This window comes from Vibrio sp. TRT 21S02 (assembly GCF_050113675.1).
Lineage (GTDB): Bacteria > Pseudomonadota > Gammaproteobacteria > Enterobacterales > Vibrionaceae > Vibrio.
In genome coordinates, this window is the sequence record NZ_JBNJOI010000016.1 from 1 (window position 1) to 26,866 (window position 26,866).

General features: G+C 45.6%; 28 protein-coding genes. 16 read left to right on the forward strand and 12 right to left on the reverse strand.

Annotated features, from left to right (window positions below; all coding sequences use genetic code 11):
* The first annotated feature begins 392 nt into the window (after positions 1–392).
* Positions 393–941 carry a gamma carbonic anhydrase family protein gene (locus ACQEXU_RS17435; RefSeq protein WP_427011746.1) on the forward strand — a complete coding sequence of 183 codons (549 nt, stop codon included), beginning with the start codon at positions 393–395 and terminating at the stop codon, positions 939–941.
* Here ACQEXU_RS17435 and ACQEXU_RS17440 read toward each other — a convergent pair.
* From ACQEXU_RS17440 to ACQEXU_RS17455, 4 genes are all read right to left on the reverse strand, one after another.
* Positions 934–1,200 carry a DUF1488 domain-containing protein gene (locus ACQEXU_RS17440; RefSeq protein WP_427011747.1) on the reverse strand — a complete coding sequence of 89 codons (267 nt, stop codon included), beginning with the start codon at positions 1,198–1,200 and terminating at the stop codon, positions 934–936. The two genes, ACQEXU_RS17435 and ACQEXU_RS17440, sit on opposite strands and share 8 nt — an antisense overlap.
* 1 nt (position 1,201) lies before the next feature.
* Positions 1,202–2,035, reverse strand: coding sequence for a shikimate dehydrogenase (gene aroE, locus ACQEXU_RS17445; protein ID WP_427011748.1), 834 nt, complete (start codon positions 2,033–2,035; stop codon positions 1,202–1,204).
* 77 nt (positions 2,036–2,112) lie between these two features.
* Positions 2,113–3,030, reverse strand: a complete 918-nt coding sequence (hemF, locus tag ACQEXU_RS17450) for an oxygen-dependent coproporphyrinogen oxidase (protein WP_427011749.1) — start codon at positions 3,028–3,030, stop codon at positions 2,113–2,115.
* A gap of 26 nt (positions 3,031–3,056) precedes the next feature.
* On the reverse strand, positions 3,057–3,614 hold the full coding sequence (locus tag ACQEXU_RS17455; protein WP_367987744.1) for an L-threonylcarbamoyladenylate synthase: 558 nt from the start codon (positions 3,612–3,614) through the stop codon (positions 3,057–3,059).
* 201 nt (positions 3,615–3,815) lie between these two features.
* Here ACQEXU_RS17455 and purE point away from each other — a divergent pair, with 201 nt between their 5' ends.
* Positions 3,816–4,301, forward strand: a complete 486-nt coding sequence (purE, locus tag ACQEXU_RS17460) for a 5-(carboxyamino)imidazole ribonucleotide mutase (protein ID WP_367987743.1) — start codon at positions 3,816–3,818, stop codon at positions 4,299–4,301.
* A gap of 4 nt (positions 4,302–4,305) precedes the next feature.
* A complete protein-coding gene (locus tag ACQEXU_RS17465; protein ID WP_427011750.1) occupies positions 4,306–5,439 on the forward strand; it encodes a 5-(carboxyamino)imidazole ribonucleotide synthase in 1,134 nt (377 codons plus the stop codon).
* Positions 5,440–5,508: 69 nt separating this feature from the next.
* Here ACQEXU_RS17465 and ACQEXU_RS17470 read toward each other — a convergent pair whose 3' ends face one another.
* From ACQEXU_RS17470 to ACQEXU_RS17485, 4 genes are read right to left on the reverse strand one after another with little or no spacing between them, the layout of a single operon-like run.
* A complete protein-coding gene (locus ACQEXU_RS17470; protein ID WP_427011751.1) occupies positions 5,509–6,078 on the reverse strand; it encodes a topoisomerase DNA-binding C4 zinc finger domain-containing protein in 570 nt (189 codons plus the stop codon).
* Positions 6,079–6,092: 14 nt separating this feature from the next.
* Positions 6,093–6,569, reverse strand: coding sequence for a DUF494 family protein (locus tag ACQEXU_RS17475; protein ID WP_427011752.1), 477 nt, complete (start codon positions 6,567–6,569; stop codon positions 6,093–6,095).
* Positions 6,566–7,687: a DNA-processing protein DprA gene (gene dprA / locus ACQEXU_RS17480; RefSeq protein ID WP_427011789.1), complete on the reverse strand. Its 1,122-nt coding sequence runs from the start codon at positions 7,685–7,687 to the stop codon at positions 6,566–6,568. The genes ACQEXU_RS17475 and dprA overlap by 4 nt, the downstream gene beginning before the upstream one ends.
* 4 nt (positions 7,688–7,691) lie before the next feature.
* Positions 7,692–8,795 (reverse strand): LysM peptidoglycan-binding domain-containing protein, encoded by a 1,104-nt coding sequence (locus ACQEXU_RS17485; protein WP_427011753.1) that lies wholly within the window; start codon positions 8,793–8,795, stop codon positions 7,692–7,694.
* A 182-nt stretch (positions 8,796–8,977) separates the two neighbouring features.
* Between ACQEXU_RS17485 and def the strand changes: the two genes are divergently transcribed.
* The 6 genes from def to ACQEXU_RS17515 all read left to right on the forward strand — a co-directional run bounded on the left by def (position 8,978) and on the right by ACQEXU_RS17515 (position 15,307).
* Positions 8,978–9,499 (forward strand): peptide deformylase, encoded by a 522-nt coding sequence (gene def / locus ACQEXU_RS17490; RefSeq protein WP_427011754.1) that lies wholly within the window; start codon positions 8,978–8,980, stop codon positions 9,497–9,499.
* Between the two features lie 26 nt (positions 9,500–9,525).
* On the forward strand, positions 9,526–10,488 hold the full coding sequence (gene fmt, locus ACQEXU_RS17495) for a methionyl-tRNA formyltransferase (RefSeq protein WP_427011755.1): 963 nt from the start codon (positions 9,526–9,528) through the stop codon (positions 10,486–10,488).
* Between the two features lie 60 nt (positions 10,489–10,548).
* Positions 10,549–11,826 (forward strand): 16S rRNA (cytosine(967)-C(5))-methyltransferase RsmB, encoded by a 1,278-nt coding sequence (rsmB, locus tag ACQEXU_RS17500; protein ID WP_427011756.1) that lies wholly within the window; start codon positions 10,549–10,551, stop codon positions 11,824–11,826.
* Positions 11,827–11,904: 78 nt separating this feature from the next.
* On the forward strand, positions 11,905–13,281 hold the full coding sequence (trkA, locus tag ACQEXU_RS17505) for a Trk system potassium transporter TrkA (protein ID WP_367987736.1): 1,377 nt from the start codon (positions 11,905–11,907) through the stop codon (positions 13,279–13,281).
* Positions 13,282–13,298: 17 nt separating this feature from the next.
* Complete coding sequence (locus tag ACQEXU_RS17510) at positions 13,299–14,744, forward strand: TrkH family potassium uptake protein (protein ID WP_367987735.1); 1,446 nt, start codon at positions 13,299–13,301, stop codon at positions 14,742–14,744.
* A gap of 11 nt (positions 14,745–14,755) precedes the next feature.
* On the forward strand, positions 14,756–15,307 hold the full coding sequence (locus ACQEXU_RS17515) for a DUF3157 family protein (RefSeq protein ID WP_427011757.1): 552 nt from the start codon (positions 14,756–14,758) through the stop codon (positions 15,305–15,307).
* On the opposite strand, the gene trhA is transcribed toward ACQEXU_RS17515, so the two are convergent.
* Together trhA and ACQEXU_RS17525 are read right to left on the reverse strand one after the other, a co-directional pair.
* Positions 15,304–15,957 (reverse strand): PAQR family membrane homeostasis protein TrhA, encoded by a 654-nt coding sequence (trhA, locus tag ACQEXU_RS17520; RefSeq protein ID WP_427011758.1) that lies wholly within the window; start codon positions 15,955–15,957, stop codon positions 15,304–15,306. The two genes, ACQEXU_RS17515 and trhA, sit on opposite strands and share 4 nt — an antisense overlap.
* Before the next feature lie 92 nt (positions 15,958–16,049).
* Positions 16,050–16,844 carry a sporulation protein gene (locus tag ACQEXU_RS17525; RefSeq protein WP_367987732.1) on the reverse strand — a complete coding sequence of 265 codons (795 nt, stop codon included), beginning with the start codon at positions 16,842–16,844 and terminating at the stop codon, positions 16,050–16,052.
* Between the two features lie 212 nt (positions 16,845–17,056).
* Between ACQEXU_RS17525 and ACQEXU_RS17530 the strand changes: the two genes are divergently transcribed.
* From ACQEXU_RS17530 to ACQEXU_RS17550, 5 genes are all read left to right on the forward strand, one after another.
* Positions 17,057–17,332, forward strand: coding sequence for a hypothetical protein (locus ACQEXU_RS17530; RefSeq protein WP_427011792.1), 276 nt, complete (start codon positions 17,057–17,059; stop codon positions 17,330–17,332).
* 95 nt (positions 17,333–17,427) lie between these two features.
* Positions 17,428–17,694, forward strand: coding sequence for a YihD family protein (locus ACQEXU_RS17535; RefSeq protein WP_367987731.1), 267 nt, complete (start codon positions 17,428–17,430; stop codon positions 17,692–17,694).
* Between the two features lie 252 nt (positions 17,695–17,946).
* Positions 17,947–19,365: a cytochrome c oxidase accessory protein CcoG gene (gene ccoG / locus ACQEXU_RS17540; RefSeq protein WP_427011759.1), complete on the forward strand. Its 1,419-nt coding sequence runs from the start codon at positions 17,947–17,949 to the stop codon at positions 19,363–19,365.
* 57 nt (positions 19,366–19,422) lie between these two features.
* Positions 19,423–20,409, forward strand: a complete 987-nt coding sequence (locus ACQEXU_RS17545; protein WP_427011790.1) for a serine/threonine protein kinase — start codon at positions 19,423–19,425, stop codon at positions 20,407–20,409.
* Between the two features lie 54 nt (positions 20,410–20,463).
* A complete protein-coding gene (locus ACQEXU_RS17550) occupies positions 20,464–21,066 on the forward strand; it encodes a thiol:disulfide interchange protein DsbA/DsbL (protein ID WP_427011760.1) in 603 nt (200 codons plus the stop codon).
* Positions 21,067–21,097: 31 nt separating this feature from the next.
* Here the strand turns inward: ACQEXU_RS17550 and ACQEXU_RS17555 are convergent, their stop codons facing one another.
* Together ACQEXU_RS17555 and ACQEXU_RS17560 are read right to left on the reverse strand one after the other, a co-directional pair.
* On the reverse strand, positions 21,098–21,979 hold the full coding sequence (locus ACQEXU_RS17555; RefSeq protein ID WP_427011761.1) for an acyltransferase: 882 nt from the start codon (positions 21,977–21,979) through the stop codon (positions 21,098–21,100).
* A 177-nt stretch (positions 21,980–22,156) separates the two neighbouring features.
* Complete coding sequence (locus ACQEXU_RS17560) at positions 22,157–23,680, reverse strand: YifB family Mg chelatase-like AAA ATPase (RefSeq protein WP_427011762.1); 1,524 nt, start codon at positions 23,678–23,680, stop codon at positions 22,157–22,159.
* 441 nt (positions 23,681–24,121) lie between these two features.
* Here ACQEXU_RS17560 and ACQEXU_RS17565 point away from each other — a divergent pair, with 441 nt between their 5' ends.
* Both ACQEXU_RS17565 and ilvG read left to right on the forward strand, forming a co-directional pair.
* Positions 24,122–24,517, forward strand: coding sequence for a hypothetical protein (locus ACQEXU_RS17565; protein WP_427011763.1), 396 nt, complete (start codon positions 24,122–24,124; stop codon positions 24,515–24,517).
* Between the two features lie 701 nt (positions 24,518–25,218).
* Positions 25,219–26,865 (forward strand): acetolactate synthase 2 catalytic subunit, encoded by a 1,647-nt coding sequence (ilvG, locus tag ACQEXU_RS17570; RefSeq protein ID WP_427011764.1) that lies wholly within the window; start codon positions 25,219–25,221, stop codon positions 26,863–26,865.
* Position 26,866: the final 1 nt, after the last annotated feature.

Consider the following 26,866-nt stretch of genomic DNA (forward strand, 5'->3'; position numbering starts at 1 on the left):
GAAGCCGAAGCTTCTAATTGGATTATCATCAACGAGTGCCCACACAGATTGATAGGTTTATATTGTTAAAGAGCTTTTCTTCTTTGTGACTCACATCACTTCGGAAGAGGCGGTCATTCTAGCGAGATAAAGTTTAGTGTCAACCACTTTTTTCAAACTTTTTTCAAGGCGTTTCCGCTTGGCTAATTGACCTGCTGGCTTGGCTTTCGTTTCTTTCGAAGCGTTGCCGTGTCAGCGAGGGGGCATTATAGAGATCACCATCACATTGGCAAGCCCTTTTTGCAGTTTTTTTTGATTTTTTTGCTGTTTGAGTATTTTCTATTCAAAAGTACCTATTTTCATTACTTTTCTATGTCGTAATAGGCTAGAACACTACTAATAAAGGATAAAAAATGAGCTCACTACGCAGTTACAAAGGTATCCAACCGCAAATCGGCCAACGCGTATATATAGACAGTAGCGCGATGTTAGTGGGTGACATTAAAATCGGGGATGATTCCAGTATTTGGCCTTTAGTCGTGGCAAGAGGTGATGTTAACCACATCCACATTGGTAAACGCACTAATATTCAAGATGGCAGTGTCTTACACGTTACTCATAAAAATAAGGAGAACCCTAATGGTTATCCATTGATTATTGGTAATGACGTTACTGTTGGTCATAAAGTCATGCTGCATGGCTGCATCATCAAAGATCGAGTTCTAGTGGGAATGGGGGCAATTGTTTTGGATGCTGTAATTATCGAACAAGATGTGATGGTTGGTGCTGGAAGTTTGGTTCCACCGGGTAAGGTCTTAGAGAGTGGCTACCTTTATGTAGGTAGTCCGGTAAAGAAAGCTCGCCTTTTAACTGACAAAGAACGAGCTTTCTTACAAAAGTCTGCCGACAATTATGTACAAAATAAAGATGATTATTTAAACCAAGTAAAAGAGCTTAACTAACCACCTCAATAACACCTTCCGGTGTAAATACTTCTTCTTCGATCAGTGTTTCGGCAAGCTCCTCAATCTCAAAACGGTTTTGGTTGAAAATCTCAAGGGCTTGCTGTTCCCCCTCTATTTTTGTACCCGCTATTTTTTCCAGCTCTGCGCTTGTGAGTATGCACTCTATAAGCGCACCACTGTATTGAGCAGGAAATCGGATTGTCCGTAGCTCCGCATCCCATGATTGAATGTCAGGAAATAAGATTGACTGATTCACGTTAAATACCTTCTAAGTTCTTACGCAATTCTCGTAAAACTTGTTTTGTACCTGGCCTTAATCCTCGCCACAACATAAAGCTTTCTGCCGCTTGACCAACTAGCATGCCAAGACCATCATAAGCCGCTCCTGCGCCGCTCTCCAAAGCCCATTGATTAAAGACAGTTTGACCAGAACCATACATCATGTCGTAGGCATAGGTATGTGTAGCGAATATGTGGTTGGAGATCGCTGGTACATCACCACTTAAACTTGCAGACGTCGAGTTAATCACTACATCAAAGCTGTCTGTAATGTCTTCCATCGCTACAGCCTCTATTTTCCCGAAAGGGGAGAATAACTCTGCAAGTTGCTGCGCTTTAGCAAGTGTGCGGTTGGTGATTATAATTTGAGATGGTTTTTGATCGATTAATGGTTTGATAACACCTCTTGCCGCGCCGCCTGCACCGATCAGTAATATTCGTGCGCCTTCAAGGGGAACTTGATGTTGTAGTAAATCTTGAACCAACCCTTCCCCATCGGTGTTATCACCAATGATGTCACCATCATCTAGCTTCTTGAGTGTATTCACCGCGCCCGCAAGCTGAGCACGTTCTGTCAGACGGGTTGCAAACTGATACGCTTCTTCTTTGAATGGTACGGTAACGTTGCAACCTTTACCGCCCGTAGCAAAAAACATTTTAGCAGCACTGGAAAACTCACCAACAGGCGCCAACTCAGCACTGTAGATCAATGGTTGATTTGTTTGACGAGCAAATAACGTATGAATAAAAGGCGATTTACTGTGTCCAATCGGATTACCAAAAACGGCATAACGGTCTACTTGCTGTGTCATATCCTTACCTACCAAAATGCAAAAGGGTCAACTTAACTTAGTTGACCCTATCACTATTTCATATCAGGAGGAAAGTGTTACCAATCTCGTGGTCTGAGGTAATGCTCGTAAAGCTCAGCTTCAGCGGAACCTGATTCAACTTGATAACCATATTCCCATCGAGCTAAAGGCGGCATCGACATCAAGATGGATTCTGTTCGTCCACCACTTTGCAAACCAAATAGCGTTCCGCGATCATAGACTAAATTAAACTCCACATAGCGGCCTCGCCGATACAGCTGGAACTGGCGCTCACGTTCTCCATAGGGTGTCTCTTTACGGCGGTCAACGATTGGCAGGTAAGCTGCGGTGTAGCCATGACCAACGGCTTTTATATATTCAAAACACTTGTCGAATGGCCATTGATTCAGATCATCAAAAAATAGACCACCGACACCTCGTGTTTCTTCACGGTGTGGTAAGTAAAAGTACTTATCACACCAAGCCTTGTGTTCAGAGTAAACATCATGCCCAAATGGTTCACACAGCTCTTTTGCAGTGTTATGCCAGAATTGGCAGTCTTCTTCAAAGGGGTAGAATGGCGTTAGGTCAAACCCACCACCAAACCACCAAATTGGTGCCTCGCCTTCTTTTTCGGCAATGAAGAAACGCACGTTAGCGTGAGAAGTGGGCACATAAGGATTTTTGGGGTGCATGACTAAGGAAACCCCCATCGCCTCGAAACGGCGCCCAGCCAACTCAGGACGATGCGCTGTCGCTGAAGCTGGCATTTCTTTTCCAACCACATGAGAAAAGTTCACACCACCTTGCTCAAAAACGGCACCTTCACGCATAACACGAGATCGACCGCCTCCTCCTAGCTTATCTCCCGGCTCTCGATGCCAAGCATCTTCGATAAACTCCGCTTGGCCATCCTCTTGCTCCAATTGATGGCAAATGGTGTCTTGGAGCTCCATTAGAAACTGTTTTACGGCGTGTTTATCGATTGTTGACATGCTTTCCTTACCTTAAAAATGCAGAGTTAACCCTGTCTTAATATTTGGGATGTTTTGGCGTCGCGAATTTCACTGGGTTTGTTACGACCACTGGTTTCACCATGTAAGATCGCCACAAGTCGCTCACCTAATTGCAATTCAACTTCTTCTGTCGTCATACAAGGAGGTTGCCCAGTAAGATTGGCACTGGTAGAGGTTAGCGGCTTTCCAAACGCATTACACATTTTTTGCACCAAAGGATGATCCGTTACGCGCACTGCAATTGAATCAAATTGCCCAGAAACCCAATGAGATACCTTATCACTACATGGCATAATCCAAGTCACAGGGCCAGGCCACGTAGCTTGCACGGTGCTTAGCTGCTCAGCGGTCAACTGGGTTTCATCAATATATGGCAATAGCTGCTCGTAGCTGGCAGCAATCAAAATGAGACCTTTTTCTACTGGACGCTGCTTAAGAGTCAGCAATTTTTGGATGGCTTCAGGGTTGTCCGGATCACACCCTACCCCAAATACCCCTTCTGTCGGGTAGGCGATTACTTCTCCTTGTTGGAGTGCGTTGAGTGCTTGTTCAAAGTTATCCACCAAGTACTTCCTATGTCTTTATTCGCTGTTATGTTGTTAAGTTTACAAATAATCAACCAAAGAGACTAAATCTATTTGTTTATAAAATGTATCAACCTAAATTAGACCAAGCGCGCAAACGTTTGCTTAAGACTAAAAACCCCGTATAATGCCCACAAAATTTATCTGCTCACCCAATTTTGTAGCTTGAAGGAGTTTGAGATGAAAGTTGGTATCATCATGGGTTCAAAATCTGACTGGCCAACCATGAAGCTGGCCGCTGACATGCTAGATCAATTTGGCGTACCTTACGAAACAAAAGTAGTTTCTGCACACCGTACTCCTCAACTTCTTGCCGATTATGCTTCCAGCGCTAAAGAGCGTGGTATTAAAGTCATTATTGCTGGCGCTGGCGGTGCCGCTCATCTACCGGGTATGGCTGCTGCATTCACGAGTATTCCCGTACTTGGCGTTCCCGTCCAATCACGGGCTTTAAAAGGCATGGATTCTCTACTTTCAATCGTACAAATGCCAAAAGGCATTGCTGTTGGAACACTTGCCATTGGTGAAGCTGGTGCTGCAAACGCCGGGATCTTAGCGGCGCAAATTCTCGGCACTCATGATGAGGCTATTATGGCTAAAGTTGAAGCTTTCCGAAGTGAGCAAACGGAGACCGTACTTGCCAATCCAAACCCAGCCGAGGATTAATCCCATGCATGTACTGGTTTTAGGTGCTGGTCAACTCGCTCGAATGATGTCATTGGCAGGAGCTCCACTCAATATTCAAATTTCCGCTTACGATGTCACAAGCGGTCATGTAGTTCACCCACTTACTCAGCATGTACTTGGCCACAGCCTAGAAAACGCCATTAAACAAGTGGATGTGATCACCGCTGAATTTGAACATATCCCACATGATGTACTTGGTGTTTGTGAAGCGAGTGGTAAGTTTTTACCCAGCACAGAAGCAATTAAAGCTGGCGGCGACCGCCGTTTAGAAAAAGCACTCCTTGATCACGCACATGTGCGTAATGCCCAATACTATGTCATCCAAACACGCGAAGACTTTGATCGTGCAATTGAGCATGTGGGTATGCCTATGGTACTCAAAAGCGCTTTGGGTGGTTACGATGGTAAAGGCCAATGGCGTTTAAAAGATGCTACCCAAACCGATGCTATCTGGATGGAAATCGCGGAATGTATCGCGGCGACACCGACCCAGGCAATTGTTGCTGAAGAGTTTGTTCCATTTAGTCGAGAAGTCTCTTTGGTGGGGGCGCGAGGTAAAGATGGAGCCATTGAAGTCTATCCACTGGCGGAAAATATCCATACAAATGGGGTATTGAGTCTGTCAACGGCCATCGACGCACCTGAGCTACAGGCTCAAGCGCAACAAATGTTTACTGCTGTTGCTGAGAGTTTAAATTATGTGGGCGTACTGGCATTAGAATTCTTTGATGTAGACGGTTCTTTGCTAGTGAATGAAATTGCACCACGCGTACACAATTCAGGTCATTGGACACAACAAGGGGCAGAAACCTGTCAGTTTGAGAACCACCTACGCGCTGTGTGTGGCATGCCTTTAGGCAGCACAAAGCTGATCCGTGAAACGTCGATGATCAATATCCTTGGCGAAGATGCGTTACCAGAAGCGGTATACCACCAGCCTGGAGTACACGTTCATTGGTATGGTAAAGAAAAACGGGTCGGTCGTAAGATGGGACACATTAACGTATGTGGTGACTATTCTGGTGAGCTAAATCGCAAGTTATGTGCTCTTGCAGACATGCTAGATGATACGGCCTACCCAGCAGTGCATGAGTTTGCTAAACGCTGGCGAGTCTAACCTCTGTCAATATAACTAAAAGAAAAGAAGAAAAGGTCGCATAATGCGACCTTTTCTTTTTTAATCGAGTTACGAATGCTGAGTGTGCTGACATTTACGCTTAGCACATTGCAGCTTAACACCGCTTGCTAGCTTCTTCTCAACCAGCAAAGGGAAGCCACATACTTCACAGTGGCCTTTTACTGGGGGCAAGTTCACCGCAAACTTGCATTTTGGGTAGTTATCACAAGCGTAAAACACTTTTCCAAAACGTGTCTTACGTTCAACTAAATGACCTTTACCACACTCAGGACACATATGGCTTTCTTGAGCCGACAGCTCTGGTTCGGGCTGGTTGAGGGATTCAATATGATGGCAGTCAGGGTAATTGCTGCACCCTACAAACATGCCATATCGGCCTTGGCGCAACACGAGTTCATGCTGACACTCCGGACAGGCAACCCCAAGCTCCTTAACAATATGTCCATCATTTTGATGTAAAGGACGTATGTACTCACAGGTAGGGTATTGATTACAGCCCAGAAAAGGACCGTGTTTACCATGGCGAAGAGTAAGCTCTCCGCCACAAGATGGACAAGGCTCATGTTCTAGTGCATGTTCGTGAGCACTGAACAAGGTGTTATCGATTTTATGGCTCATAATGGAAAATCAGCTTAATGCAAGATACCTTGCTCTTTGGTGTACAGCAGCTCTTCCATTAGCGTATAAGCGTTTTCATTCCCCGGCACATTGAACAGCACCATCAGAACAATCCACTTTAGATCATCCAATTCAAATTCATCAGTTTCTAACCCCATGACTCGATCAATGACCATTTCTCGAGTTTCTGTGGTAAGTACATTGACCTGCTCAAGGAACATTAGAAAGCCACGGCATTCTATATCCAAGCGTTCACGCTCTCGATTCGTATAAATTCGAGTTGACGCTGCACTGCTGACAGAAATTGCCGAATGCTCATCACTTTGCTGCAACGCAGCTAGCTCTTCAAGCCAGATCAGGGCTTTATAAATGTCTTGTTGGTGAAAACCAGCACGTTGTAGCTCTTCTTCGAGCTCGTCCTGATTTACCTGTAAATCCGCATCGCTATGGATGTAAGTCTCGAACAGATACATAAGAATATCCATCATCATAGCTCGCCCCTCCCCTTTCGAATATAGCCACCTGAAACTGCAACAACATGCCCTAAGAGCTCTAACTCTAAGAGCTGCATCATGACTTCTTGAACAGGTATATGGGTCCTGCTTGCAAGAATATCAACTGGTGTAGCCTTACTTCCTACGTTAGCTAACAGCTGAGGAAATGGCAATTCTTCTTTGCTATCAATTTGTTCAAAAAGTGAAGCTTGAATTGGCACTGTTACTGATTTAGACCACTCTAACAGGTGATCAATTTCATTTAAAATATCTTCAATATTCTGAACGAGGCAAGCACCTTGTTTTATCAATAGGTTACTACCTCGGCTCATCACATTGTGAATAGACCCGGGTACCACAAACACTTCTCGGCTTTGCTCTGCGGCATAGCGCGCTGTAATTAACGAGCCACTTTTTTCTGCCGCTTCTACCACCAGCACACCCATCGACAAGCCACTAATGATGCGATTTCGGCGCGGAAAGTTCTCTGGTCTTGGCTTAGTATCTGGATGAAATTCAGAAATCAACGCACCGTTTTCTAAAATACGCTGTGCAAGTTTTTTATGTCGTGCCGGATAAATATGATTAAGGCCAGATCCCAATACAGCAATCGTCTTACCTTGGCGCCGCAATGCACCGTCATGAGCAAAGCCATCAATCCCAAGCGCCAGACCGCTGGTCACAATCATATTTTGTTCAACCAATTCTCCAGCAAAGTGGGTTGCCGCTTGCTGACCATCAATACTGGCATTACGGCTACCGACAATACCAATTTGAGGCTGGATTAAACACTCTATTTGTCCTTGAACGAACAACACTGGTGGCGCAGCAGGAATTTGTTTTAGTAGCGGTGGATATTCTGGTGATTCAAGTGTGATGATGTGGCGATCTGGCATAGCATCCAACCATTGCAATGCTGATGTCACCAGCGCATCAGCTTGAGTATGGATGAATGCGATCTGCTTCTCTTTTAATCCCATAGAACGCAAAATCGTGGCATTAGAAGCCACGATTTTTGTTAATGGATTGGCGCTGCGCAGTTTGCTTATCGTTTTAGGCCCAAGTCCCGGGGTAAAATGCAAGGTTAACCAAGCGCTCAACTCCTGCTGATTCATAGCATTAATTGGCACTTTCAGCGACAGGCTCCACTGCAACAGTCTCTGCTTCGATGATTGGAGCACGAGCCTCGGTTGCTTTACCAATCGGTTGGGTACTCTGCGTCACCAGTGCCAAACTGAAATGTAGATATGGGCGGATCACCATCAAGTTACCCACTTTGGTATCTGGTAGTTTTAGCTTGTCATCACTTGCTTGACTCAGTTGTTGTGACTGATGCTTTTTACCAACCACATGACTACCGATCTCATACAGCTCAAACATACTGCCTTGACGCAAGTCATCTTCTTCACCACGATCGATCACAACAACCTGATTCTGGCCCACATACTGGCTACCATCCAGAGACCCTAGGATATGGGCCACACTGTTCTCAGGTGATGGTACTGGGTAAAACGTGGTTGAAAGATTGAGGATTTCAATACCCACATCAGGCAGCGCAATATCATCCACCTGAACTTCCTGCACCTGATTGAGTACAGACAAGCCTGTCATCCCCTCGCCCGATTCGACCAATTTGGCACTGGCGACTCGCTTTAACGCGATCATCACCTGCTCACCGCGCTCAAACTCTGCAACCGGACGATAAATGCTCCATTCTGTATGTGTATGACTACCACTGATGTATAGCAGCTCTTGTTGCGTTAGATATTTTTTACCTTTACTTGAACCCAAAACGCGTTCGCTTTTATCCAGCTCAGCTTTGTCGATCAAACGATCCGATTCGAGATAAGGAAGTACAAGACCTTTATTAAGCGTCGGTACCGCCTCTTTTTCCAAAACACGAACTTTGGGGCTTAGCTTCACCATCGACTTTAAGCTCAAGACAGGCTGGCCATTACGCCAAATCAAACTCAGCTTATCTCCGGGATAGATCAAATGTGGATTGTCGATATCCGGGTTAACTTGCCACAAGCGAGGCCAGAGCCAAGGGCTATCAAGATACATCGCCGAAATATCCCACAGCGTGTCCCCTTTAATCACGGTATAGGTTTTAGGGGCATCCTCCTTGACGGTTAGAGGTGCTTCACTTTCGCCTGCAAATACTGAGGCGGACATAACTAATGAAAGTAATGTACTGGCGGAATAACTCAAAATACGAGACATACCTGCAAATCCTTGGCTAGCTTAACTACATTGTGAGTAAAAAGGTCTCAGCCCAAACCCGGGCAAAGAAAGAGAAACCTGTTCAAAAAACGTAATGATGCTGTCATTTGGGTTGTAAAATGTCTAGAATTGAGCCAACGAGGTTTATCCTGATTCGGCACAGTTCAACATTTCGAGTGTATATGTCTGTATTACAAGTATTAACATTCCCAGATGATCGTCTTCGTACCGTGGCAAAGCCAGTAGAAGCCGTGACTCCAGAGATCCAAAAAATCGTCGATGACATGCTAGAAACCATGTACGACGAAGAAGGTATTGGCCTAGCAGCAACTCAGGTTGATATTCACCAACGTATTGTCGTGATCGACATTTCTGAAACCCGTGATGAACCACGAGTTCTGATCAACCCAGAGATCACGGAAAAACGCGGTGAAGATGGCATTGAAGAAGGCTGTCTTTCTGTCCCAGGAGCTAGAGCGCTGGTTCCTCGCGCAGCGGAAGTAAGCGTTAAAGCCCTAGATCGCGATGGCAAAGAGTACACCTTTGATGCTGACGATCTATTAGCGATTTGTGTGCAGCATGAGCTTGACCATTTAGAAGGCAAACTTTTTGTCGATTACCTTTCGCCTCTGAAGCGTAAGCGCATTCAAGACAAGCTAGCCAAAATTAAGCGCTACAACGAGAAAAACGCAAACAGAGCTTAACCGCTAACTCACAAAAGGAATGTACCTTGAGCAAACCATTAAAAATTGTTTTTGCTGGTACTCCGGATTTCGCCGCCCGTCATTTGGCGGCGTTGTTGTCTTCGGAGCATGAAGTTATTGCTGTTTACACACAGCCAGATCGCCCTGCAGGTCGTGGTAAAAAACTGACGGCAAGCCCAGTGAAGAACATTGCCCTTGAGCATAATATTCCGGTTTACCAACCAGAAAACTTCAAATCAGATGAAGCAAAGCAAGCGCTTGCTGACCTCAATGCAGATCTTATGGTTGTTGTGGCTTACGGCCTATTGCTTCCTCAAGCGGTACTCGATACACCAAAGCTTGGTTGTATCAACGTTCATGGTTCTATTTTACCTCGTTGGCGTGGTGCAGCGCCGATTCAACGCTCAATTTGGGCGGGAGATAAAGAGACAGGCGTCACCATCATGCAGATGGATATTGGTCTAGATACTGGCGATATGCTTAAGATTGCAACCTTGCCTATCGAAGCCACCGACACGAGCGCAACCATGTATGAGAAATTGGCTGAGCTTGGCCCAGATGCATTAGTCGAATGTTTAGCAGATATCACGGAAGGTAAAGCCGTTCCTGAAAAGCAGAATGATGAGCTGGCGAACTACGCGAAAAAGCTAAGCAAAGAAGAAGCACGCATCAACTGGCACGATGACGCAGAACATATAGAACGCTGCATTCGCGCCTTTAACCCATGGCCGATGAGCCACTTTGAGGCGGCAGAGAACAGCATTAAAGTCTGGCAAAGCCATGTAGCTGAGCAAGACAGCACAAAACCTGCTGGTACCATTATCCAAGCGGATAAAAGCGGTATCTATGTCGCAACGGGTAAAGGTGTTTTAGTGCTAGAGCAATTACAAGTGCCGGGCAAAAAAGCCATGCCAGTACAGGATATTCTCAATGCACGCGCTAACTGGTTTGAAGTTGGCAGCGTACTTAGCTCCATTGAATCCGAATAATCCTTAATTTATCAGAACTTTTAGAGGGCAGAGATGCCCTCATATTTTTATGGTGATCTTATGAATGTTCGCGCTGCTGCGGCCAATGTCCTTTTTCAGGTTGTCGATAAAGGTCAGTCACTTTCCAACGCTCTTCCTGCGGCTCAACAACACATCAAACCCCGCGATCATGCACTGCTGCAAGAGATTTGCTACGGCGCACTACGCTACCTACCTCGTTTAGAGTCTATCGCCGGTCAATTGATGGATAAGCCACTCAAAGGCAAACAACGCGTTTTCCATCACCTGATCTTAGTGGGAATTTATCAACTCAGCTTTATGCGTATTCCAGCGCATGCGGCCGTAGGGGAAACTGTTGAGGGAACTAAGGCACTGAAAGGGCCTCGATTACGTGGTTTGATCAACGCCGTGCTACGCAACTATCAACGCAGCCAAGAAGAGTTGGACGCATTTGCGGTTAGCCATGATGCAGGCAAATACGGTCACCCAGGCTGGCTACTTAAGCTGCTCAAACAAGCCTATCCAGAGCAGTGGGAAAACATTGTTGAAGCCAATAACAACAAAGCGCCAATGTGGCTGCGCGTAAACCACCAGCACCATACACGTGATGAGTATGCTCAACTCCTCAACAATGCAAGCATTGAGCACACCACGCACTCACAAGCTGAAGACGCCATCAAGTTAGCCACACCATGTGACGTGTACAACCTACCGGGTTTTGAAAAAGGGTGGGTATCAGTACAAGACTCGGCGGCACAACTGTCGATTGACTACCTAAAGCCACAAGATGGCGAACTTATTCTTGATTGCTGCGCCGCACCGGGGGGCAAGACGGCTCACATATTAGAGCGAACCCAAAATGCTCAAGTTGTTGCGATTGATTGTGATGAAAACCGTTTGAAACGGGTGCACGACAACTTGCAGCGCTTAAACCTAACAGCGCAGGTAATTTGCGGTGACGCACGTAAACCAAAAGATTGGTGGCAAGGGGAGCAATTTGATCGCATTCTACTGGATGCGCCTTGCTCAGCGACTGGTGTGATCCGTCGTCACCCAGACATCAAGTGGCTACGCAGAGCAGAAGACATTAAAGCGCTGGCCGAATTGCAAAGTGAAATTTTAGATGCGATGTGGCAACAGCTAAAACCCGGCGGTACATTGGTTTACGCAACATGCTCCATCACACCACAGGAAAACCGCGATCAGGTTAAAGCATTCCTAGAGCGTACCCCAGAAGCTCAGCTTCAAGGGTCCGAGCGCGAAAACCCAGGACGACAAATCCTACCGGGTGAAGACGATATGGATGGCTTCTACTACGCGGTACTGCGCAAGCAGTAAACCAAACATTGGCGCTCACTCTGAGTGCCTCCCCATGTTTTCTGGGGAATAAACAGTGGTAAACATAGAGAAAACAGTATGAAAATCATCATTCTTGGTGCAGGTCAGGTCGGTGGTACACTGGCTGAGAACCTCGTTGGCGAAAACAACGACATCACCATAGTGGATAAAGACAGTGACCGCTTACGCGAGTTACAAGATAAATATGATTTACGTGTTGTAAACGGCTACGCCAGCCACCCAGATGTGCTGCGCGAGGCAGGCGCACAAGATGCCGACATGTTAGTCGCCGTGACCAACATGGACGAAACCAACATGGCAGCGTGTCAGGTCGCCTTCTCTTTGTTTAACACTCCAAATCGCATTGCACGTATTCGCTCACCACAATATTTGACCGAAAAAGAAGCCCTATTCCAATCTGGGGCCGTACCGGTTGATCACTTAATCGCACCAGAAGAGCTTGTAACTAGCTATATTGAGCGCTTAATCCAGTACCCCGGTGCATTGCAAGTGGTCAGTTTTGCGGATCAAAAAGTTAGCCTTGTCGCTGTAAAAGCCTACTATGGTGGACCGCTTGTAGGGAATGCGCTCTCTGCACTGCGTGAGCATATGCCACATATTGATACCCGCGTAGCGGCTATCTTCCGTCAAGGTCGACCGATTCGCCCTCAAGGCACCACAGTGATTGAAGCCGATGACGAAGTGTTCTTTGTCGCGGCCAGTAACCACATTCGCTCCGTGATGAGTGAGCTGCAACGGCTAGAACGCCCTTATCGCCGAATTATGATCGTCGGTGGTGGTAACATCGGGGCCAGCCTTGCTAAACGCTTAGAGCAAACTTACAGCGTTAAGCTGATTGAACGCAGCTACCAGCGCGCCGAAAAACTTTCTGAAGAGCTGGAAAATACCATCGTGTTCTGTGGTGATGCTGCCGACCAAGAACTGCTGACAGAAGAAAACATCGATCAGGTGGATGTGTTTATCGCGCTGACTAACGAAGACGAAACCAACATCATGTCAGCCATGCTCGCCAAACGGATGGGCGCGAAGAAAGCCATGGTATTGATCCAACGCGGAGCCTATGTCGACTTAGTGCAAGGTGGCGTAATTGATGTGGCGATCTCTCCTCAACAGGCCACGATTTCGGCACTGCTCACCCACGTTCGCCGTGCTGACATCGTCAATGTATCTTCATTACGCCGCGGCGCAGCAGAAGCGATTGAAGCCATTGCTCACGGTGATGAAACCACCTCCAAAGTTGTGGGTCGTGCCATTGGCGATATTAAACTGCCGCCAGGTACCACCATTGGCGCTATTGTTCGTGGCGAAGAAGTACTGATCGCTCACGATCGCACCATTATTGAACAGGATGATCATGTGGTGATGTTCCTTGTGGACAAGAAATATGTCCCAGATGTCGAGGCGCTGTTCCAGCCTAGTCCGTTCTTCCTGTAATTGTAAGGTGTTGACGTATGGTCAACTTTCGTCCTGTCTTATTTGTTATTGGGTTAGTGCTTTCCAAACTAGCCCTATTTATGTACATCCCAACACTGGTGGCATTTTTTAGTGGCACCAGTGGCTTCTTAGAGTTTGGTAAAGCCATACTGATCACCCATATCGCGGCTTTCGGTTGTCTAACCTTTGGTCGAACAGAGAACTTTCGCCTAAGTGTGCGTGATATGTTCTTGATCACCAGTTTGGTTTGGACCATTGCCAGTGCCTTTGCTGCCTTGCCTTTTGTGTTTATTAATCACATCAGCTTTACCGATGCCTACTTTGAAACCATGTCTGGCATCACTACAACGGGCTCTACGGTACTCAGCGGGTTAGATAATATGGCGCCGAGCATTTTGCTTTGGCGTTCTATCCTGCAATGGCTTGGTGGTGTCGGATTTATTGTTATGGCCGTGGCGGTACTGCCGATGCTCAACGTTGGTGGTATGAAGCTGTTCCACACCGAATCATCAGATTGGTCAGACAAATCCAGCCCACGAGCGAAAACCGTCGCAAAAAACATCGTCGCTGTGTATTTGGTCTTAACGCTATTGTGCTTACTCGGTTACTTATTGACGGGCATGAGCTTATTCGAAGCGATTAACCACTCTTTCACCACACTGTCGACCGGCGGTTATTCAACGTCAGATGGTTCGATGAACCATTTCTCTAACGGTGCCCATTGGGTCGCAACACTGTTTATGTTCCTCGGTGGTTTACCATTCTTACTGTTTGTCGCCGCTCTGCATAAACGTCGACTTAATGTTTTAGTCAGTGATGCTCAAGTACGTGGTTTTACTTGGCTATTTCTATGCTCAAGCTTGATCGTAGCCGGATGGCTGGTGATCCGAGACGGTTATGCCATGATGGATGCACTGCGGGTTTCAATGTTTAATATTGTTTCCGTTGTCACGACCACAGGCTTTGGTCTGGAAGATTTTACCGCTTGGGGCGCATTACCGACGACGTTATTCGCGTTTCTGATGATGGCAGGGGCCTGTTCTGGCTCTACATCGGGTGGTATCAAAGTATTCCGTTTCCAAATCGCGATGACACTATTGAACAAACAAATGATGAAGCTCATCCATCCTTCCGGTGTGTTTGTCCAGCGCTACAATCAACGCCCTGTCAATGATGATATTGTTCGATCCGTGGTCGCTTTTGGCCTCACCTTCTTCATTACCATCATCGTTTTAGCGGGTGGACTGAGTGCACTTGGACTGGATCCCGTAACCAGCATTTCTGGAGCCATTACCGCTGTCGCCAATGTCGGACCGGGCATGGGGGACGTGATTGGCCCAACAGGCAACTTTGCCCCGCTACCCGATACGGCAAAATGGCTGCTAAGCTTGGGAATGTTAATGGGAAGGCTCGAAATTCTCACATTACTTGTGCTCTTCTTCCCTGCTTTCTGGCGAAGATAAGGAAAATCACAATGAAAAAATGGCTGATACTCGGCACTTGGTTTGCCAGTCAATGCGTTTTAGCATCACAAATTGTCACCTTGGCAGATGGTCGCCAAGTTCAACTGAATGATGACTTTACTTGGCAATATATCCACGCGGCATCGGCATCATCTGGAAAAGAGACAAGCCAAGTTGCAGCAATTCCACCGGTAAGCATCATAACGAATACCACCCTAGTGACGGTGGGTAGCGAAAGAAACACCATGCAACTGTCTGATTCCGGTGTGGATGTATTATTGGGTGCGGCTCGCTATGAAGATGGAGAATTACACATCCCCACGTCTTTAACGAATCAGAGCTCTTCTTCGGTCATTTTCGTTGCCGTAGAAGTGACATTAATGAGTGCCGATGGGTATCCACTGGCAACCGAAACGGTACCAGTGTGGAAATCCATCAAACGAATGGCGGATACCTACCTTCGACCGCAGCAGTCGAAGCAAGGACAAGTGATCAAACTGCCTGTGAAAAACGCCGAACAATTTAAACTGTCGGCTCGCATTATCGAAGTGATCACCCGTTAAACTGGATCCACATAAAAGTAGATCGCCAAGAAATGGCAAGCGCATCCTGCGAGTACAAAGCCATGCCAAATTGCATGATTAAAGGGAATGCGCTTCGCCACATAAAACACCACTCCGAGCGAATAGGTGATCCCACCAGCCGCCAGTAACGTGAGCCCGCCGACATCAAGGTTTAATGCCAGCTGATAAATCACGATCAGCGACAACCAACCCATCAAAAGATACGTCATCAACGATAGCTTTTTGAAGCGATAAACAAATGCGATTTTCATGATGATGCCGATTAAAGCAATACCCCAAATCACAATCATCAGACCAATTGCCAATGGCGTGCGCAAACTCACCAACAAGAAAGGGGTGTAGCTGCCAGCGATTAATAAATAAATGGCGCAGTGATCAAAGGTCTTGAGCGCGCGTTTTGTTTTTTCGATAGGAATTGCGTGGTAGAGCGTTGAGGCAAGAAACAGCACAATCATGCTGCCACCATAAATGCTCATACTGGTAATGGTGAGTGCATCAGCGTTGTGTTCAACCGCCTTAAGCAGCAATAAGATTAAACCAACAATGCCAAAAATCATTCCGATGCCATGGGTGACGGCATTGGCAATCTCTTCTTTAACACTGTAAGGAGCAGATGAAGATGAGGACATAATCGAGCACTCTGGAGCAAAAATTAGAGGAATTACTCCAGAGTATCGCATTTTTAGCTTACACTTGTAAGCTAAAATATTTTAACTTTTTGTTACGTGGAAGAGTCTAGGTAATCCAGCACCATCTGACCCGCATTCTCTCCAGACGTATGCAATGGAATACTCAATTCACGTTTGAGTTGGCCAATGCCAAGTAGACTCGCCAGCATGCCTTTTGCACCATCGCGATGACGATCAACTTCAAACCATAGCTTTAGCTCTTGCTCCGTCCGATACGCAACAACTTCTAACTCACGCCAACGTCCATGATATGGTCCTGTGGTCGGTACAAATTCAAATTCCTGAACAAAGGGCAGTTCAAAACCATCCACCGCTTCACACTCAACTTGACGGATCCGCAGCCCCTGCTCTTCTAATGCAGTAAAAATCCCATCCATCAATGGATCAGGTCTGACCGTGAGAATATCTTTGTCTGTTGGATCGATAGCCATAGCGATATCTAAACCGGTTTCGAGCCAAACTTTGGCATCTCCGATCGTCACTGGCGTATTCCATGGCACATCCAGTTCAACGTTAAAGTCTCTGGTTTCACCTGCACCGATGGTAAACGCATAAGGCAATTTCCAACTGGCCAATACATACGTTTGTGGTGCCCGTTTTGTTCGACCATGACGATCATTGTCATTGTTGTTAGCCGGCACTTCCTTGATATAACGACAACAGAGTTTGACATCAATGTTGTCTACGTCTTGCTCATCCGAGCCACCATACACATGAATAGTGAGTGCGACCTTTTGGCCTGGAAAAAGGGTTTCTTGCTGGAGCACAGAATCTACTTTTGCCGAACCAATCCCGAAACTGGCGAGGGTTTTCTTAAAAAACGACATGCTCTCCTCCTTGGTAAACTGACATTCATATCACCAGAGCAATACAACTCATCTCTCTATGCTAATCTGCTTTTCTGTCTCATGGCTACCACTTATCTCACACAATTTTAGTTGCCACACAGCAATATAGCTGACGATATATCGATCAAATTCTTATATGGTGCTAATCTATCCTTGATATGCATGCATATCATCAATCCTGATTGATTACTTTGGATTGGCGAGAGCCAGAAGAGCCACCCTTCAGCGATGAAGCTCAACTCATAATTGATCAGGCCATTACATTGGCAATGGATATGCCTGACAAGTTAGGTAACTTAATGCGCCCAACAGCAGTCAGGTTTTCGCACACAAACCGTAGTGCAATGCGTCGTCGCAGTGGTTTTGCCGCAGCGCCAGTCGCAAAAAAAGTGGCTCCAGCAATGACTTTAGTTGAACGTGATGTCATCTTGGCGTCTACGCAAGACAAAGTGGTTAAAGCTGCATAACTAAAAGCGCAGATCTCTGCGCTTTTTTCTTACCTTCACGGCGGTGATTTGTTACCTTAACCCGCAAATCATTATAACTATTGTGGAGAAAGCTCATGAAATGTCACCGTATCGAGGAATTACTCGAACTGCTCGAGCCAGAATGGCAGAAAGATCAAGATATGAACCTACTGCAGTTCATTGTAAAGCTGGCAAATGAAGCGGGTTACGACGGTAAGCTAGAAGATTTAACCGATGACGTTCTGATCTATCATCTAAAAATGCGTAATAGCAGCAAAGATGAAATGATTCCTGGTTTGAAAAAAGACCAAGAAGACGATTTCAAAACCGCGATCCTTCGAGCGCGCGGCATCATCGAGTAAGCCCCCTCTCAGTTAAGCGCGTCACTTATGACGCGCTTTTTATTTCCCCGCCTCTCAAATCCCATAAAAACTCTATTCCAAGTTTTATTACAGCAGCAGTTCTGTTTTGTTGTTAAAGGTTGATAGCGTTAAAGAAATCAAATTGTTATTAATTGTATAATCGCTCGCCACAACCTTTTCCTAAACTATTAAATAATGTCGCAAAGAGTGTGAACAAAAGAAATCACACCACATGCCCAAGAAGGAAGCACAATGAGTCAGGATAAAATCGACATCAAAGATGTGACTCCGAAAACGTTCAATCCCAAAGCTCACAAAAGCAAAGGCGACCGTTTTAATCCGAGTAACCGCATCTATGTTCGAGAAAGTAAAGGAACCTTTCAAAAACTTCGTCGCTATGGCGGCTGGTTTTTACTGCTGCTGTTTGCACTCACCCCATGGATTCCCTATGGTGAAAGGCAAGCAATTTTGCTCGATATCGGCCATCAGCAATTCAACTTTTTCGGTACCACCCTCTATCCACAAGATCTTACGCTGCTGGCACTACTCTTTATGATTGCGGCCTTTGGCCTCTTTTTCATTACCACCTTTTTAGGTCGGGTATGGTGTGGTTATCTATGTCCTCAAACCGTTTGGACCTTTATGTATATCTGGTTCGAGGAAAAATTAGAAGGCAGTGCCAACAAAAGGCGTAAGCAAGATTCCACCAAACCCACATTTAAACTCATCCTTAGAAAAACGGCTAAGCACTTAGCTTGGATAGCCATTGCATTAATCACCGGCCTGACCTTTGTTGGCTACTTTGTGCCAATGAAAGCGCTAGTGGTGAATTTTTTCACTTTCGAGGCAAGCTTCTGGCCAGTATTTTGGGTGCTGTTTTTTGCTGGCTGTACTTACGCCAATGCTGGCTGGATGCGCTCAATCGTCTGTATCCATATGTGTCCCTACGCGCGTTTTCAATCTGCCATGTTCGATAAAGATACCTTTATCGTGGGTTATGACGCCAAACGCGGTGAGGCACGCGGCCCACGCTCGCGTAAAGCCGATCCTAAAACTATGGGCTTGGGAGACTGTATTGATTGTGATTTATGTGTACAAGTGTGCCCTACCGGTATCGATATCCGAGATGGTCTGCAATATGAGTGTATAAATTGCGGCGCCTGTATCGATGCGTGCAATAACACCATGGATCGCATGGGGTATGAGAAAGGTTTGATCAACTACACCACCGAGCACCGTTTATCTGGCCACCATACCAAGGTCATGCGACCGAAGTTACTCGGCTATGGCGCTGTGTTGTTGGTTATGTTTGCCCTATTCTTCGTCCAAATCGCCAGCGTCGACCCGGCAGGGCTCAGCGTACTGCGCGATCGCAACCAGCTGTTCCGAGTCAATTCATCTGGCGAGGTTGAGAATACTTATACCTTAAAAATCATCAATAAAACTCAGCAAGTCCAGCAATATCAGTTAGATGTAACAGGTTTGAGTGATGTTTCTTGGTATGGCAAACAAACGGTGCAAGTGCAGCCGGGTGAAGTATTGAATCTGCCGATGAGTCTTGGCGTTCTTCCTGATAGTCTCAACTCACCAATTTCGACAATTCAGTTTATACTGTCGGACAGCGAAGACTTTACAATTGAAGTAGAAAGCCGTTTTATCAAAAAACTCTAGCCTGGCCGACTACCCAAACTTAATGGAAAAGGCTCAGCAATGGGCCTTTTTGTTTTTATGCCAAATACTGCTTTTAACTTTGATGCTTTAACTCCAGATTTCATGTGGTATGCCTTGGAGAGTATCGGTATCCGTGCCGAGTCTGGCTTTTTACCTTTAAATAGCTATGAAAACCGCGTCTATCAGTTCACCGACGAAGAGCGACAACGCTATGTGGTGAAGTTCTACCGTCCTGAACGTTGGAGCCAAGCACAAATTCAAGAAGAGCATGACTTCACGCTAGAGTTGGTCGAGTCGGAAATCCCTGTCGCCCCACCCGTGCGCATCAATGGCGAAACCCTGCATCATTATCAAGGCTACTGGTTTGCCCTCTTTACGAGCGTGGGAGGACGTCAATTTGAGGTGGATAATTTCGATCAGTTAGAAGGCGTTGGACGTTTCTTAGGTCGCATCCATAAAGTGAGCAGCCGTACCCAATTTCAACATCGCCCAACCCTTGGTTTACACGAATACCTCTACCAGCCAAAAGAAATTTTACAGCAATCAAGTTTCATTCCGATGCATCTCGAAAATGCGTTCTTCAATGACTTGGATTTGCTGATCAAAGCACTGGAGCAGCGCTGGCAAAACAGCAGCCAGATCATTCGCCTCCATGGAGACTGCCACCCGGGCAACATCCTTTGGCGCGATGGTCCCATGTTTGTCGATTTGGATGATTCTCGTAATGGTCCTGCCGTCCAAGACTTGTGGATGCTGCTTAATGGTGAACGTCATGACAAACTGGCGCAACTCGACATTATTTTGGAAGCTTACCAAGAGTTTTGTGACTTTGACCACTCAGAGTTGAAACTAATTGAGCCATTGCGTGGTCTACGTATGGTGCATTACATGGCATGGCTAGCAAAACGCTGGCAAGATCCTGCATTTCCTGTCGCTTTTCCATGGTTTGCTGATGCAAAATATTGGGAGAGTCAGGTGTTGGCTTTTAAGGAACAAATTGCGGCATTGGATGAACCGCCATTGTCACTGCTGCCTCAATGGTAAACTGAGGCTCATTGAACCAGGAAGCAGACCAGAATAACTATTATGGAGAAAATAATGAAAAAGCTGTTTGCACTCTTTGCAACTCTCATGATGAGCCTTAGCGCTCATGCCGCTCAATTCAAAGCGGGTGAGCACTACAAAGTGCTTAACCTTGAAGCCTCAAAAAAACCAGTAGTAACTGAGTTTTTCTCATTCTACTGCCCACACTGTAATACCTTCGAGCCAGTGATCCAGCAGTTGAAGAAACAACTGCCTGAAGGGGTCAAGCTGCAAAAGAATCACGTGTCATTCATGGGCGGGAATATGGGTTTATCCATGAGTAAAGCCTATGCCACTATGGTTGCACTAAAAGTAGAAGATAAAATGGTGCCAGTGATGTTTAACCGCATTCACAACATGCGTAAAGCACCAAAGAATGATGAAGAATTACGTCAAATCTTCTTAGATGAAGGCGTGGATGCGAAGAAGTTTGACGCTGCTTTCAAAGGCTTTGCTGTTGATTCCATGGTTCGTCGCTTTGACAAGCAATTTCAAAACAGTGGTCTCTCTGGCGTACCAGCCGTTGTCGTGAACAATAAGTTTTTGGTTCAACCACCACGTGGGTTTTCAATGGATCAATACTTTGAGCTGGTTAACTACCTACTCACGCAAAAGTAATCAAACAAAAAGGGAGCCTTGGCTCCCTTTTTTATTGCTCATTAATCTGCTTTAACTTTTGGTCTTTCTTGTGCCACACATCCGTCAGCCATAGCTGAAACTGACGTTTGTATTTCTTATCATTGAAATAGTCACCAGTGACTTTCTCATCCACAGGCAACAACTCAGTATGCACCACTATTTTCGTCACTTTCCCCATCAACAAATCTTTAAACGGCTTGTTTGTGTTTTTTGGATAAGCCAGAGTGACATCGATAATATGATCAAATTGCTCCCCCATTGCCGCCAATGTATAAGCAATACCCCCAGACTTGGGTTGTAACAAGTACTCAAAACCCGCTTTACTTTTCGCCTGCTTTTGCTCAGTAAAGCGAGTGCCTTCCACATAATTTACCACCGTTGTAGGCGTATTACGGAATTTGGCACAAGAACGGCGCGTTGTTGCTAAATCTTGCCCCCGTTTAGCCGGGTTTCGCAACAAGTACTCACGCGAGTAACGGCGCATAAAGGGCATATCAAGTGCCCAACAAGCCATACCGATAAACGGTACATACAACAATTGCTGTTTAAGAAAAAACTTAGGCATGGGGATGCGGTCTTTAAACACGCAGCACAATACAACAATATCTGTCCAGCTGAGGTGATTAGAGATCATCAAATACCAAGCGTCTTTTTTAAGCCCTTCAACCCCTTGAATATCCCATTCAACACGATTCGAAGCTTTTAAAATCCAAGCATTGACGGTTGCCCACACCCACATCATTTTATTTGCCATCGCTGTGGCATAGGCTTTTAATCGTTGTCCGGGCAATATCAGCTTAAATAAAGCAATGATACAAATAGCGAGAGAACAAAACGCGGAGTTAAGGATAACCAGAGCCGCATTCAATACAAGTAACAGATAAGACAGCATAGAATTTAATAAAGCGCGCGTTAATGATCAATAAAACAGCGTGTAATTATACAAACCCCACCAGAGTTTGGAATCTTTGATGATATGGTCAGATTTGTTGCTTTGATCTATCTATCAAGAGCATTCCATTACAGATGGTGATTATTAAACTATTTGCACGGGTTAGTGATCCACCTTTTATACCGCTTGTGCGGTAAGCTGTTTCAATAAGCGATCCATCGCACGATAACCAAGCGCTTCCGCTAAGTGCTCTCGATGAATGGCTTCGCTGCCGGCTAAATCGGCAATAGTTCGAGCCACTTTGATGATCCGATGATACGCACGAATCGAAAGCCCTAAGCGATGTAAAGCAGTTTCTAAAAACTGCGCATCGGTTTTTTCTAGATGACAATAATGCTCAATTTCGCGACTTCCCAGCAACGCATTAACTTTACCAGCACGCGCTAACATCTGCTCTCGCGCAATCAACACTCGCTCTTTCACCGCTTGTGTAGTTTCTCCGCGATCGCCACCTTCTGCCAAAGTGCCTTTCGGTAATGCAGGGATTTCTAAAGACATATCAAACCGATCAAGTAACGGGCCAGACAAACGGCTTAAGTAGCGCAAAATCGTTTGTGGATTTGTCCGAGCTTGAGCGCCTTCATGGTAACCCGTCGGGCTAGGGTTTAAGGCGCCAATCAACTGAAAACGAGCAGGAAAACGAGTTTTTCCTTGTGCTCGAGAGATAATGATCTCGCCGGACTCCAGCGGCTCTCGCAACGAATCAAGCACTTTACGTTCAAACTCAGGCATTTCATCAAGAAACAGCAAGCCATTGTGTGCCAAAGAGATCTCACCAGGTCTAGGAATTGTGCCACCGCCCACCAATGCCGCCATCGAGCTCGAATGATGTGGCGATCGAAACGGTCGTTGTTTCCAGTTGTTCGCATGGATCTCTTGTTGGGTGAGCGAAGCAACAGACGCCGTCTCCATCGCTTCATCATCACTCATTTCAGGCAGTAAGTCGCACAATCTTGAGGCTAACATGGTTTTACCCGTGCCGGGAGGACCGAGAAAAAGCAGATTGTGATTGCCCGCCGCTGCGATCTCTAGCGCACGTTTACCTTGCTGCTGACCAATGATGTCTTGCAAGTCTCGCCCCGATGGCGGAGTGGCCTTTGTAGTAGGCTGGATGTGTAAACCTAATGCCTGCTGACCACATAAATCACTGCATACCTCCAGCAATGTTTGTGCAGATTTGTGGCATTCCTTCCCCACTAGTGCAGCCTGATCGCCATTATTATGGGGGACCACTAAACTACGTTGAGTTCGAATCGCCGCTAATGCTGCAGGCAATACTCCCTTGACGGGACGCAATTCGCCAGAGAGAGCTAACTCACCAATAAACTCTTTACCTTGTAAGTTCGTTGTTGGTATTTGCTCAGATGCTGCCAAAATACCCAGCGCAATCGGCAAATCAAAACGTCCTCCTTCCTTTGGTAAATCCGCAGGCGCTAAATTCACCGTGATCCGCTTAGCAGGAAACTCAAAACGGGAATTGATAATGGCACTACGCACGCGATCGCGAGACTCTTTCACCGTGGTTTCCGGGAGCCCCACCAAAGTAAACCCCGGCATGCCGTTACTAATATGTACTTCAACCGTCACCTCTGGAGCCTCAACACCTACACTGGCACGACTATGCACTATTGCTAATCCCATCCTATTCCCCATTCATACAGCAGTATTAAATGCGTGATCACTCCGCATACTCAGAGGTTGTTGTATAGCGGATCTAACCAGAAAAATAAGATGGAAAAAGCATGGTTATTTTCTGAACAGCCGACAAAAACACAGAAAACGACCTCTGAAAACGAAAATACAAAAGCCAAAAAAACCAACAAACCATAAACAATTCGTCAATTTATAATTCAAACGTAAAAATCTGCTAACGATATATTCTAAAAATATGCATCAAAAATAAGAATTGCAATTGAGAACAATTTTCATTATTGAATGTTTTGAGAGGATTTGTTTTTTTATTAATAAAGGAAATGACTGCATACCAATTTGGATGGAATCTTATATAGGTATTTTTTTAATTAAGCTCAATTTTAATTGATCTAATTTTTATATTTAATCAATTAATAAAACGGAAATAATATGAAAAACATTAAAGTATTTGTCGCTTCAATTCTTGCCGCTTCTGCACTTATGGGTTGTAGTACCATTGAAGAGTCTGCAGCAAAAATGGTGCTTGGTGAAAAGTTTGTTCAAGCAAATGAAGCATTGAACCATTGTGATATGTCAGGTATCGCTTACCTAAAACAAGAAGCAAACAGCGACAATGACTTTATGGCTAGCGCTTCAGCACTAGCACTGGGTGCTCATTATGCTTCTATCGGTGATACCGATAATGTAAATACAATGGCCAATATTCTTGCAAGAGCCTCTGCAGGAAAAACTTTATTTTCACAGGCGAAAAAAGATTTATTAGAAGCTGGGAAATCAACAGGCCAAGATCGCATCAACAATGGCTTTACAGCGTCATGTAAATAATTGATGTAAAAAGTAGCGAGAAGGCTATCCTTCTCGTTATTTTCTCTTCGCTATAAAAATGAATTAGTGAATAACTTTTTATAATTCTTTCAAATAACCCACGCAGAAAACAATAAGCATCTCAAATACATCAATAGTGTTTCTATTTACTCTAGTTAATAACTCTGCTCACTTATTTATCTGATAATAAATGAGGAAATCTCATTTTCTTGCCTCAATTTACCTTCAACCTTATTTGTTTCGTTTTCAGCTCATATGCATTGCAATGATTAAAAACACGCTATTACATATTGAAGTTGTTATGTGGCATAGGCAGTTGCTGAAAGAATGTGAAAAAAGAATGACTTTTTGCTTGTCATTTAACGGAATTCTGTGTTACCACTAGAGACGCAAACATTTTCGTACCATATTTACGCGACACAACATTAAAGAATAACGATGAACGTTAACACTCGCCTAAACACACTGCTTCTCCTGATTATCGTGGTCATTATTGGCACCGCGCGGGGGCTTGTGGGCGAGAAGTAAACACAAGATTAAAAAAAACCCCCGCACTGAAAAGTCCGGGGGTTTTTTACAACTAGCAGACTTAAAAATACGACTCATTGGGTGTGATTACCCCAAGTGACAGGAAGAATGGGAGCGCACATGACGTGCAAAACAACAAAACAGAACTACAACAGTAGTCTAGGAGGCAAGTAATGACAGGAGCCCAGTTAGTCGTTGCAGCCTTACAGCAACAGGGAATCAAAACCGTATTTGGTTATCCGGGTGGCGCGATCATGCCAATCTACGATGCCTTATATGATGGTGGGGTTGAGCATATTTTATGTCGCCATGAGCAAGGTGCCGCGATGGCAGCTATTGGTATGGCTCGCTCAACTCAAGATGTGGCCGTCTGTATGGCAACGTCGGGACCAGGCGCAACCAACTTGGTGACGGGCCTAGCGGATGCCCTACTCGATTCTGTGCCTATTGTCGCTATCACCGGTCAGGTCGCAAGCTCGCTTATCGGAACGGATGCGTTTCAAGAGATGGATGTGATTGGTATGTCTCTGTCATGTACTAAACACAGTTACCTAGTTACTGATATCAACGAATTAGCACCAACCTTAGCTGAAGCGTTTGAAGTGGCAAAAACGGGTCGTCCCGGTCCAGTGGTTGTCGATATCGCCAAAGATGTTCAGCTTGGTGAAGCACCAGTTTCCATTCTTCCTCCCTTTACTCCCCCAGCTTTACCAGTGGCTAGCGATGAAGATATCGCTAAAGCTCAAGCGTTACTGTCCCAAAGTACTCGCCCGGTGTTGTATGTGGGCGGTGGTGTTCAGTTAGGTAAAGCCACTGATGCAGTTCGTGAGTTTCTGCGCCTTAACCCAATGCCAGCAGTCAGTACTTTAAAAGGTCTCGGAACCATTGAGCGTCATGATCCTCATTATTTAGGCATGCTTGGTATGCACGGCACTAAAGCGGCCAACCTAGTGGTGCAAGAAAGTGATCTGTTGATCGCTGTCGGTGCACGTTTTGATGACCGAGTCACCGGTAAACTTGATACCTTTGCTCCCCATGCAAAAGTCATTCATGTTGATATTGATGCTGCCGAATTCCACAAGCTGCGTCAGGCCAACGCTCCCGTTCGAGGTAATATCAACGATATCTTGCCAAAGCTAGAGCTGAGCCAAGATATCACACCATGGGTACAACACAGTGAAAGCTTACGCAGTGGTTTTAAGTGGCGTTATGATCACCCGGGTGATCTTATCTACGCACCGCTGTTACTTAAGCAGCTGTCGGACATGATGCCAGATAGTGCAATCGTCTCTACCGACGTGGGTCAACACCAAATGTGGGCTGCCCAGCACATTCAACCTCGAGAACCACAAAACTTCATCACCTCTGCGGGTTTGGGCACTATGGGCTTTGGACTGCCCGCCGCCATGGGCGCAGCTGTTGCACGACCGCAAGATCAGTCGATACTTATATCAGGTGATGGCTCGTTTATGATGAACGTCCAAGAGCTGGGAACTCTAAAACGTCGTCAGATCCCGGTAAAAATCGTCTTATTGAATAACCAACGTTTGGGTATGGTTCGCCAGTGGCAATCACTCTTTTTTGATGGCCGCCATAGTGAAACCATTCTCGATGACAACCCAGATTTCGTCATGTTGGCAAAAGCATTCGATATTCCTGGTAAAACCATCACCAAGAAAGAAGAAGTTGAACCTGCCCTCAAAGAGATGTTGGCAAGCAAAACATCTTACTTGCTTCATGTTTTAATCGATGAAGAAGAAAATGTATGGCCGCTGGTACCACCCGGCGCATCAAACACGGACATGTTGGAGAACACCTAAA

Coding starts and splice junctions, on each gene's coding strand:
- ACQEXU_RS17435 (WP_427011746.1), top strand. CDS start 393: ATGAGCTCACTACGCAGTTACAAAGGTATCCAACCGCAAATCGGCCAA.
- aroE (WP_427011748.1), bottom strand. CDS start 2,035: ATGACACAGCAAGTAGACCGTTATGCCGTTTTTGGTAATCCGATTGGA.
- hemF (WP_427011749.1), bottom strand. CDS start 3,030: ATGTCAACAATCGATAAACACGCCGTAAAACAGTTTCTAATGGAGCTC.
- purE (WP_367987743.1), top strand. CDS start 3,816: ATGAAAGTTGGTATCATCATGGGTTCAAAATCTGACTGGCCAACCATG.
- ACQEXU_RS17465 (WP_427011750.1), top strand. CDS start 4,306: ATGCATGTACTGGTTTTAGGTGCTGGTCAACTCGCTCGAATGATGTCA.
- ACQEXU_RS17470 (WP_427011751.1), bottom strand. CDS start 6,078: ATGAGCCATAAAATCGATAACACCTTGTTCAGTGCTCACGAACATGCA.
- ACQEXU_RS17475 (WP_427011752.1), bottom strand. CDS start 6,569: ATGATGATGGATATTCTTATGTATCTGTTCGAGACTTACATCCATAGC.
- dprA (WP_427011789.1), bottom strand. CDS start 7,687: ATGAATCAGCAGGAGTTGAGCGCTTGGTTAACCTTGCATTTTACCCCG.
- ACQEXU_RS17485 (WP_427011753.1), bottom strand. CDS start 8,795: ATGTCTCGTATTTTGAGTTATTCCGCCAGTACATTACTTTCATTAGTT.
- def (WP_427011754.1), top strand. CDS start 8,978: ATGTCTGTATTACAAGTATTAACATTCCCAGATGATCGTCTTCGTACC.
- rsmB (WP_427011756.1), top strand. CDS start 10,549: ATGAATGTTCGCGCTGCTGCGGCCAATGTCCTTTTTCAGGTTGTCGAT.
- trkA (WP_367987736.1), top strand. CDS start 11,905: ATGAAAATCATCATTCTTGGTGCAGGTCAGGTCGGTGGTACACTGGCT.
- ACQEXU_RS17510 (WP_367987735.1), top strand. CDS start 13,299: ATGGTCAACTTTCGTCCTGTCTTATTTGTTATTGGGTTAGTGCTTTCC.
- ACQEXU_RS17515 (WP_427011757.1), top strand. CDS start 14,756: ATGAAAAAATGGCTGATACTCGGCACTTGGTTTGCCAGTCAATGCGTT.
- trhA (WP_427011758.1), bottom strand. CDS start 15,957: ATGTCCTCATCTTCATCTGCTCCTTACAGTGTTAAAGAAGAGATTGCC.
- ACQEXU_RS17525 (WP_367987732.1), bottom strand. CDS start 16,844: ATGTCGTTTTTTAAGAAAACCCTCGCCAGTTTCGGGATTGGTTCGGCA.
- ACQEXU_RS17535 (WP_367987731.1), top strand. CDS start 17,428: ATGAAATGTCACCGTATCGAGGAATTACTCGAACTGCTCGAGCCAGAA.
- ccoG (WP_427011759.1), top strand. CDS start 17,947: ATGAGTCAGGATAAAATCGACATCAAAGATGTGACTCCGAAAACGTTC.
- ACQEXU_RS17545 (WP_427011790.1), top strand. CDS start 19,423: ATGCCAAATACTGCTTTTAACTTTGATGCTTTAACTCCAGATTTCATG.
- ACQEXU_RS17550 (WP_427011760.1), top strand. CDS start 20,464: ATGAAAAAGCTGTTTGCACTCTTTGCAACTCTCATGATGAGCCTTAGC.
- ACQEXU_RS17555 (WP_427011761.1), bottom strand. CDS start 21,979: ATGCTGTCTTATCTGTTACTTGTATTGAATGCGGCTCTGGTTATCCTT.
- ACQEXU_RS17560 (WP_427011762.1), bottom strand. CDS start 23,680: ATGGGATTAGCAATAGTGCATAGTCGTGCCAGTGTAGGTGTTGAGGCT.
- ACQEXU_RS17565 (WP_427011763.1), top strand. CDS start 24,122: ATGAAAAACATTAAAGTATTTGTCGCTTCAATTCTTGCCGCTTCTGCA.
- ilvG (WP_427011764.1), top strand. CDS start 25,219: ATGACAGGAGCCCAGTTAGTCGTTGCAGCCTTACAGCAACAGGGAATC.